Origin of the sequence: Nocardia sp. NPDC057353 (assembly GCF_042667085.1) — a bacterium.
Classification (GTDB): domain Bacteria; phylum Actinomycetota; class Actinomycetes; order Mycobacteriales; family Mycobacteriaceae; genus Nocardia.
In genome coordinates this window covers 1-8,518 of the sequence record NZ_JBHVAK010000114.1, presented here as the reverse complement: position 1 = coordinate 8,518, position 8,518 = coordinate 1, and the positions used below count along the sequence as shown (strand labels likewise).

At 73.3% G+C, this 8,518-nt stretch carries 11 protein-coding genes; 6 read left to right on the top strand and 5 right to left on the bottom strand.

Going from position 1 to position 8,518, the window contains the following annotated elements; translation table 11 throughout:
* Positions 1-124: 124 nt before the first annotated feature.
* Complete coding sequence (locus ACFUUZ_RS31200; RefSeq protein WP_378702559.1) at positions 125-829, bottom strand: peptidylprolyl isomerase; 705 nt, start codon at positions 827-829, stop codon at positions 125-127.
* A 143-nt stretch (positions 830-972) separates the two neighbouring features.
* Here ACFUUZ_RS31200 and ACFUUZ_RS31195 point away from each other — a divergent pair, with 143 nt between their 5' ends.
* On the top strand, positions 973-1,353 hold the full coding sequence (locus ACFUUZ_RS31195; RefSeq protein ID WP_378702557.1) for an arsenate reductase family protein: 381 nt from the start codon (positions 973-975) through the stop codon (positions 1,351-1,353).
* Positions 1,354-1,364: 11 nt separating this feature from the next.
* A complete protein-coding gene (locus ACFUUZ_RS31190; RefSeq protein ID WP_378702555.1) occupies positions 1,365-2,045 on the top strand; it encodes a TIGR00266 family protein in 681 nt (226 codons plus the stop codon).
* Here the strand turns inward: ACFUUZ_RS31190 and ACFUUZ_RS31185 are convergent.
* The 4 genes from ACFUUZ_RS31185 to ACFUUZ_RS31170 form a co-directional block, all read right to left on the bottom strand.
* Complete coding sequence (locus ACFUUZ_RS31185) at positions 2,029-2,568, bottom strand: NUDIX domain-containing protein (RefSeq protein WP_378702553.1); 540 nt, start codon at positions 2,566-2,568, stop codon at positions 2,029-2,031. The two genes, ACFUUZ_RS31190 and ACFUUZ_RS31185, sit on opposite strands and share 17 nt — an antisense overlap.
* Positions 2,561-3,355, bottom strand: coding sequence for a membrane protein insertase YidC (yidC, locus tag ACFUUZ_RS31180; RefSeq protein WP_378702551.1), 795 nt, complete (start codon positions 3,353-3,355; stop codon positions 2,561-2,563). The genes ACFUUZ_RS31185 and yidC overlap by 8 nt, the downstream gene beginning before the upstream one ends.
* An 87-nt stretch (positions 3,356-3,442) precedes the next feature.
* On the bottom strand, positions 3,443-3,751 hold the full coding sequence (locus tag ACFUUZ_RS31175; RefSeq protein WP_378702549.1) for a DUF6412 domain-containing protein: 309 nt from the start codon (positions 3,749-3,751) through the stop codon (positions 3,443-3,445).
* A gap of 19 nt (positions 3,752-3,770) precedes the next feature.
* Positions 3,771-4,931, bottom strand: coding sequence for a DUF418 domain-containing protein (locus ACFUUZ_RS31170; RefSeq protein ID WP_378702547.1), 1,161 nt, complete (start codon positions 4,929-4,931; stop codon positions 3,771-3,773).
* Between the two features lie 92 nt (positions 4,932-5,023).
* Here ACFUUZ_RS31170 and dop point away from each other — a divergent pair, with 92 nt between their 5' ends.
* The 4 genes from dop (at position 5,024) to prcA (ending at position 8,494) form a co-directional block, all read left to right on the top strand.
* Complete coding sequence (gene dop / locus ACFUUZ_RS31165; RefSeq protein WP_378702545.1) at positions 5,024-6,523, top strand: depupylase/deamidase Dop; 1,500 nt, start codon at positions 5,024-5,026, stop codon at positions 6,521-6,523.
* 104 nt (positions 6,524-6,627) lie between these two features.
* On the top strand, positions 6,628-6,822 hold the full coding sequence (locus ACFUUZ_RS31160) for a ubiquitin-like protein Pup (RefSeq protein WP_378702543.1): 195 nt from the start codon (positions 6,628-6,630) through the stop codon (positions 6,820-6,822).
* Complete coding sequence (prcB, locus tag ACFUUZ_RS31155) at positions 6,819-7,727, top strand: proteasome subunit beta (RefSeq protein WP_378702541.1); 909 nt, start codon at positions 6,819-6,821, stop codon at positions 7,725-7,727. The genes ACFUUZ_RS31160 and prcB overlap by 4 nt, the downstream gene beginning before the upstream one ends.
* Entirely contained in the window at positions 7,724-8,494 is a 771-nt protein-coding gene (gene prcA, locus ACFUUZ_RS31150; protein WP_378702539.1) for a proteasome subunit alpha, read from the top strand. The genes prcB and prcA overlap by 4 nt, the downstream gene beginning before the upstream one ends.
* Positions 8,495-8,518 lie beyond the last annotated feature (24 nt).

Here is an 8,518-nt window from a genome sequence, read left to right as displayed (position 1 = left end):
CCGCGTGGGTTCGTTGTTGTTTATAAGAGCCAGTGTCGGTCCTGCCCAGACGTCGATGGCCGCGAGCCGGTGGATCGCGGCCATCGTCATCGAACAGGGAGAGAGCGCCGCGGCGCTCCGCCGATCAGGCCTTGGCGACGGTGACGCTGTTCAGCACGACCGGGACGGCGGGGCCGCCGTCGTCGCCCCCGCCGAGCACGCCCGCGGCGGCGATGCCGTTGAGCAGCTCGAGCCCGGCGGTGACCCGGCCGAACGGGGTGTAGTTCGGCGGCAGCTGGGAGTCGCGGTACACCAGGAAGAACTGGCTGCCGTTGGTGCCGGGCCCGGCATTGGCCATGGCGACGGTGCCCGCCGGGTAGACCGCCCCCGCGAGGTTCTCGTCCGGTAAGCGGTAGCCGGGGCCGCCGGTGCCGGAGGCGGTCGGGTCGCCGCACTGCAGCACGAAGATGCCGTCGGTGGTGAGCCGGTGGCAGGCGGTGTGGTCGAAGTACTTCTGCTCGGCCAGGAAGGCGAACGAGTTCACCGTGCGCGGCGCGGCGGCGCCGTCCAGCTCCAGCGTGAGCGGGCCGCAGGTGGTGTTCAGGGTGGCGATGTAGGCGGCAGGCTCGATGGTGAGCGGCGGCTCGGCCTGCCACTGCTGCCCGGTGGGGGTGCCGGGGCCGGGCGGGGCGCAGAGCGCCGGGATACCGGGGATCGGGATGGCCTGGACCGGCGCGGCGCCGATGAGCGCGGCCAGCAGCGGCGCGGCCAGCAGGGCGGCGCGGAGCCGGGGTCGGCCCGGCGCGGGCCGGGAGGTCGGGGTGGAAACGGGCGGCGGAACGCAGCTCACCGGGCGTGCTCGCTTTCGGGGTCGCGGGGTCGATCGATGCGGCACGCATCTTGCCACCCCGCCCCGGCGTGGCGTCGGGCTTCACCGACTTCGCCGGTGTGCGCGGCGCCGGTACCGGCGCGCCGCGGCGGTACCCTGCCTGCATGTCCACCGCACCGGAGATCTGGCACAACCCGCGCTGCTCGAAGAGCCGCGCCGCCACCATCCACCTGGACGGCATCGGCGCCGAGTACACCGTGCGCCGCTACCTGGACGACCCCCCGACCCCCGATGAGCTGCGCGCGGTGCTGGCCCGGCTCGGGCTGGAGCCGTGGGAGATCACCCGCACCGGCGAGGCGGTGGCGAAGGAGCTCGGGCTGAAGGAGTGGCTGCGCACCGACGCGGCGCGGGAGCGCTGGATCGCGGCGCTGGCCGCGCACCCGGTGCTGATCGAGCGCCCGATCGTGCTCACCCCGGACGGCGGCGCGATCGTCGCCAGGACCCAGGAAGCGCTGGCCCGCCTCGGTTCTGCCGCCGGGCGGTAGGGTCGCCGACCATGAAGGTACAACTGCGCCACAGTCCCGCCTCCGCCGTCGCGCGGTGCTTCCTCGCAGGCGGCGAGCCCATGCGGGTGGAGAGCGGCGCCATGGTCGCGCACTCCGCCGGAGTCGCGCTGCAGGCCAAGGCCGAGGGCGGCATCATGGCCGGGCTCAAGCGGTCGGTGCTGGCGGGGGAGTCCTTCTTCATCTCGACCTTCACCGCCCCGCCGCAGGGCGGCTGGGTCGACGTGGCGCCCTCGCTCCCCGGTGACCTGCTGAGCCTGCAGATCACCCAGGACCGGCCGTACTTCATCAGCCGCGGCGGCTGGATCGCGAACTCGCACGCCGTGCAGGTGGAGAGCAAGTGGGGCGGGTTCGCCAACCTGTTCGGCGGCGAGGGCGGCTTCGGGCTGCGCGCGCACGGCGAGGGCGAGGTGGTGGTCGGCGTCTTCGGCGCCATCGACGTCATCGACCTGCAGCCGGGCGAGCCGATCACCATCGACACCGGGCACGTCGTCGCCTACGACCTGGCGATGAACTTCAGCATCCGGCGCGCGGTCTCCGGCCGCTCCATCCAGTCGCTGAAGTCCGGCGAGGGCTTCGTCTTCGACTTCGTCGGCCCCGGCCGGGTGCTGCTGCAGACCCGCAACCCCGGCGCCTTCGCCGCCTGGGCCGGGTCGGTCAGTTCATCGTCCTGAGCAGGTCGTCGACGAGCAGCCTGGTGTCCGGGACGAAGCGGAAGTCCGGGTCGGCGAGGTGGGCGCGGAGCTCGGCGGCGGTCCACCACCAGCCGTCGGCGACCTCCTCCGGCTGGTGCCGGATCGGGCCGTCCCAGTGCACCGCGTAGGCGAAGAGGTGGCAGCGCATCGGCGCGCCCTGCCACCGCCCGTCCCAGGAGACCCTGGCCGCCGGGCGCGGCCCGACCCCGCCCGCGAGCACGATGCCGAGCTCCTCGGCCAGCTCCCGCTCCGCGGTGCGGGCCGGGGTCTCGCCCGGCCCGACCACGCCGCCCGCCAGGCAGTCGTGCATGCCCGCGAAGACCAGCTTGCTGTCGGTCCTGCGGTGCACGTAGACCCGGCTGCCGTCGCCGGAGCGGACCAGGACGCCCGCGCTGGCGTGCCAGAGCCCCTCCCGGTAGACGGTGGCGCGGTCGGCGCTGCCGGTGACCCGGCCCTCCGCGTCGTACACCGCGATCCGTTCGGCTCCCGCTGCGTCACCCACCGATCGAGGGTAGCCCGCGGTAGGCGACGAGCTGCAGCGCCACCGTGCAGAGCGCGTTGGTCGCCAGGTAGACCAGGACGATCACCGGCAGCAGCGCCGCACCGGCCAGCGCGGTGCCGGGCAGCACCCACAGGGTGAGCGGGCGCATCAGGGGCAGCGTCGGCTGCCCCGCGCTCCGGCGCAGCGTCATCCGGGCGGTGACGTGCGCCGCGATCGCCGCGACGAGCGCCAGCGGGACGGCGATCAGCGCGATCGTCACCGGGGTCGCCGCACCGGCGAGCGCCGCCGAGAGCGGGGCGCCGAACAGCTCGGCGTCCAGGAACGCCCGCACGTGGCCTGCGTCGAACAGGTAGTTGGCGGTGGCGGCGTTCACCTCGGGGGTCAGGGGCTGCGCGGTGCTGCCGAAGGGCAGCGCCGCCGCGGCGGTGCGGTCGAACGAGCGCAGCACGTGGAAGAGGCCGAGGAAGAGCAGCGCCTGGCCGAGCATCGGCAGGAACCCGCCGAAGAGCCGGACGTCGTGCTCGGCGTAGAGCGCGCGCAGCTCCGCGGCCTGGCGCTGCGAATCGGTGTGCCGGTGGCGGATCTTCGCCACGGCGGGCCGGAGCCGGGCCATGGTGACCGAGCGGCGGGCCTGCTTGCGGACCACCGGGTAGAGCGCCGCGCGCACCGCGGTGACCAGCAGCACCACCGCGGCGATCCAGGCGAGCGAGCTGCCGAGCAGCGCGGCGGTCGCGGTGTGGCCCGCCAGGAGCAGGGCGGAGACGGGGACGTAGACGAAGTCGAGCACGGGGACACCCCTCACGGACACGTGCGCACCGGGGCGCACGAGCGGGAATTCGGACGGCGGGGAGGCGCCGAGGGGTCAGGGGACCGCTCAGGCGCGCGCCGCGCCCGGAGCCCGTGGCCGCGGGCGGCCCGGGGTGTCGGGGTTGCTCTGCCGGAGGAAGTCGCCGCGCCTGCGCTGCTGCGCCGCGGGCGGCGGGCCGGTGCGCGGGATCGGGAGCAGCAGCGTCCGGTCACCGCGGGTGACCAGCAGCGCCAGCACCAGCGCGGCCGCGAGCACCGCCGCGACCTGGACCGCCGCCTGTGGGGCGGGAGCGCTCAGCCCAGCGGGCAGAACGAGCGCGACCACTGCGGCGAGCACCGCGAGAATCGCGGGCAGCGCACGGCGGTCGGGGAGCATGCGCACAGTCTACGGCCGGTCACCGTTCGCCGGTGAGCGCGCGGTAGCCGCTGTGCCACAGCCACTCCACCGGACCCCGCGCGAAGCGGCGCAGCCACAGGTGCGCGCAGGCGACCACCGCGAGCGCGACCGCCAGGTAGACGGCGACGGTGAACGGCACCCGCGCGCCCGGATCGACCCGGGCCGCGAGCCCGAGCCCCCACCCGTAGCAGAGCGCCGAGGCCAGCAGGTTCTGCAGCAGGTAGCAGCTCAGCGCGGTGCGCCCCACCTCCGCCATCCGCCTGCCCGCGAACCCCGGCTCCGGGCGCCGCAGGGAGAACTCGGCGACCAGCGCCAGGATCCCGAGCGCCACCAGCGGCGCGGTGCCGTAGCGGGTGAGGAGTACCGCGTTCCCGCCGATCCCGACCCCGGCGACCAGGTCGATCGGGGCCGCGACCCCGAACCCGAGCAGCAGCAGGCGGCGCCGCAGCCGGGCCTCCTCCGGCTCGAACACCCCGGCCCGGAAGAGCCGCGCGCCGAGCAGGAACAGCGCGATCGAGAGCGGAAGGATGAAGAGCGTCTCGGCCCGGAACGCGAGCGCGTTCTCCAGCCGGAAGGCCGCGAGCTCGAGGAACGAGCCGTCGGCGTACGGGTTCGCCGCGACGGCGCCGGGCGCCGCGGGCCCCGCCGCCACCAGCGCGACCGCGATCAGCGTGAGCAGCGCGACGTGCACCGCCGCGGCGCCGAGCAGCCACCGCCGCTGCGCCCGCTCACCGGTGGCCAGCAGGTACGCCACGATCAGCCCGGTCAGCGCGTACCCCGTGAGCACATCGAACTCCGCCAGGAAGACGAAGTTCACCACCCCGTCCAGGAAGAGCAGCCCGGCCCGCACCGGGTAGCGCCCCGGCCAGCGCCTGCCCCCGCGCCCCGCGGAGCGCTGCTGGATGGCGAGCCCGACACCGAACATGACGGTGAGCAGCCCGAGGAACTTGCCCTGGGCGAGCTGCTGCAGCACCCGCTCCACCCACCCGGCGGCGCCGACCCCGTTCAGGTAGCCGAGCAGCCCGTCCGGATCGGTGAAGATCCAGACATTGGTGCCGAGCGTCCCCAGGATCGCGATGCCGCGCAGCACATCCAGCGCCACCAGGCGATGTACCGGCTGCGCGGCGGGCGCCCGGCGCGGGGAATCCGTCTCCGTCATGGTTCGACCATCCCGCGCGGCACCGGCCCGGATCATCCGCCGGAAGGACGACCCTCGGGAGGAGATCGCTCTCGGTCGCCTACGCTCGAAGCATGCAGCGCATCATCGGAATCGAGGTCGAGTACGGCATTTCGACCCCCACCGAGCCGTCGGCCAACCCGATCCTCACCTCCACCCAGGCCGTGCTGGCCTACGCGGCGGCCGAAGGTGTGCCGCGCGCCAAGCGCACGCGCTGGGACTACGAGGTGGAGTCGCCGCTGCGGGACGCGCGCGGTTTCGACCTCAGCCGGATGAGCGGCCCCGCCCCGGTCATCGACGCCGACGAGGTCGGCGCGGCCAACATGATCCTGACCAACGGCGCCCGGCTCTACGTCGACCACGCGCACCCGGAGTTCTCCGCCCCCGAGGTCACCGACCCGCTGGACGCGGTGATCTGGGACAAGGCGGGGGAGCGGGTCATGGAGGCCGCCGCGCGGCACGCCTCCAGCGTGCCGGGCGCGCCGCGGCTCCAGCTGTACAAGAACAACGTGGACGGCAAGGGCGCCTCCTACGGCACCCACGAGAACTACCTGATGAACCGGGCCACCCCGTTCAACCAGATCATCGTCGGGTTGACCCCGTTCTTCGTCTCCAGGCAGGTGGTCTCCGGGTCGGGGCGGGTCGGCATCGGCCAGTCCGGCGACCACGCGGGCTTCCAGCTCTCCCAGCGCGCCGACTACATCGAGGTCGAGGTCGGGCTGGAGACCACGCTCAAGCGCGGCATCATCAACACCCGCGACGAGCCGCACGCGGACGCCGACAAGTACCGGCGGCTGCACGTCATCATCGGCGACGCCAACCTGGCCGAGATGTCGACCTACCTCAAGGTCGGTACGACCGCGCTGGTGCTCGACCTGATCGAGAGCGGCGCCGACCTCTCCGACCTGCAGCTGGCCCGCCCGGTCACCGCCGTGCACACCATCAGCCACGACCCGACGCTGCGCGCCACCGTCGCGCTGCAGGACGGCCGCGAGCTCACCGGGCTCGCGCTGCAGCGGATCTACCTGGACCGGGTCTCGGCCTTCGTGGACCGCACCGGCGACGACGACCCGCGGGTGCGCGACATCCTGGAGAACTGGGCCATGGTGCTCGATCTGCTGGAGCGCGACCCGATGGAATGCGCCAACCTGCTGGACTGGCCCGCCAAGCTGCGGCTGCTGGAGGGCATGCGCAGCCGCGAGGGGCTGGGCTGGGCCGCGCCCAAGCTGCACCTGATGGACCTGCAGTACTCCGACGTCCGGCTGGACAAGGGGCTGTACAACCGGCTCGTCGCCCGCGGCTCGATGAAGCGGCTGGTCAGCGAGCAGCAGGTGCTGGCGGCGATGACCGAGCCGCCGACCGACACCCGCGCCTACTTCCGCGGCGAGTGCCTGCGCCGGTTCGGCGCCGACATCGCCGCCGCGAGCTGGGATTCGGTGATCTTCGACCTGGGCGGCGACTCGCTGGTGCGGATCCCGACGCTGGAGCCGCGGCGCGGCACGAAAGCGCACGTCGGGAAGCTGCTCGACGGCGTGGAGACCGCCGCCGACCTCGTGGAACAGCTCACCACGTAGGTAAAAGGTCCCTGCTGTCGGCGGGGCTGGGTAGTGTTGAGACACGCGCACGCACAGTGCGGAGGCGGCTACGGCCGTGACGAGGAAGAGGGAGGTCGGCTGCCATGGCACAAGAGCAGACCAAGCGCACCGGGGGCGGTGGCGACGACGACGGGCAGGGCGGCGCCGAGGCCGCGGGCCAGGAGCGTCGCGAAAAGCTCGCGGAGGAGACCGACGACCTGCTGGACGAGATCGACGACGTGCTCGAGGAGAACGCCGAGGACTTCGTCCGCGCGTACGTGCAGAAGGGCGGCCAGTGACAGCAGGTGACCCGGCGCGGCTCCAACTCGGATACGCGACCTCCTCGTTCACCGACCACCTGCGCGCGACCGCACCGGAGCTGCTGCCCGGTAACGGCTTCACCGGTGCCACCGGCCATTCCGGTGGCACCGGCGCGTCGGAGCTCGCCCCGCACGGCACCACGATCGTCGCGGTGAGCTTCCGCGGCGGCGTGCTGATCGCGGGCGACCGCCGGGCCACCATGGGCAACCTGCTGGCCAGCCGGGACATCGAGAAGGTGCACATCACCGACTCGTTCTCGGCGGCCGGGATCGCGGGCACCGCGGGGCTCGCGGTCGAGATGGTGCGCATCTTCGCCGTCGAGCTGGAGCACTACGAGAAGCTCGAGGGCGTCTCGCTCACCTTCGACGGCAAGGCCAACAAGCTCTCCAAGATGGTGCGGGAGAATCTGCCCGCCGCCATGCAGGGGCTCGCGGTGGTGCCGATGCTGGTCGGCTTCGACCAGTACGCCACCGATGCCGACCGCGCGGGCCGGATCGTCTCCTACGACGTCGTCGGCGGGCGCAGCGACGAGCGCTTCGGCTACGCCGCCGTCGGCTCCGGCTCCACCTTCGCCAAGTCGTCGCTGAAGAAGCTGTACGCCAAGGGCATCGACCAGGCGCGGGCGCTGCGGATCGCGGTGGAGTCGCTCTTCGACGCCGCCGACGACGACACCGCCACCGGCGGGCCCGATCTCATCCGCGGGATCTTCCCGACCGCGGTCGTGATCGACGCCGACGGCGCCGTCGAGGTGACCGAGGAACGTCTGGCCGAGATCACCCGGGAGATCGTCGCCGACCGGGAGGCCGCCGAGGCGGTCGCCGGGCGGGCCGCGATCGAGGACGGGGCCGGCCGCGCTGCCGGGGAAGGGAGCTCCGGGGCATGACCCTGCCGTACTACGCGTCCGCCGAGCAGATCGTCCGGGACAAGACCGAGCTGGCGCGCAAGGGCATCGCCCGCGGCCGCAGCGTCATCGTCCTGGTGTACGACAAGGGCGTGCTGTTCGTCGCGGAGAACCCCTCCGCCACGCTGCACAAGGTCAGCGAGCTGTACGACCGGATCGGCTTCGCGGCCGTCGGGCGGTACAACGAGTTCGAGAACCTGCGCCGCGCGGGCATCCTGCAGGCCGACGTCCGCGGCTACCAGTACGACCGGCGCGACGTCACCGGCCGGGCGCTGGCCAACGCCTACGCCCAGGCGCTCGGCACCATCTTCACCGACCAGCTCAAGCCCTACGAGGTCGAGCTGTGCGTGGCCGAGGTCGGCTACCCGGAGCAGCACCCGCAGTCGGTGCTGTACCGGGTCACCTTCGACGGCTCGATCGTCGACGAGCGCGAGTTCGTCGTCATGGGCGGCACCACCGAGCCGATCGTGAGCGCGCTCAAGGAGTCCTACCGGGCCGGGCTCGACCTGGCCACCGCGGTCCGGATCGCGGTGAACGCGCTGCAGGCCGGGCAGCCGGAGGGCGCCGACAAGGAGAAGCGGGTGCTCGGCGTCAGCTCGCTCGAGGTCGCCAACCTGGAGCAGGCGCGGCCGCGCCGCACCTTCCGCCGGATCGCCGACGCGGCCCTGCAGGAACTGCTCTCGGCCACCGCGGAATCCGCTCCGGACGGCGACGAGCAGCCCACCGAGGGCAACGGCTCGCCGTCCTGATCGCGAGGGGACGCACCGTGGGGT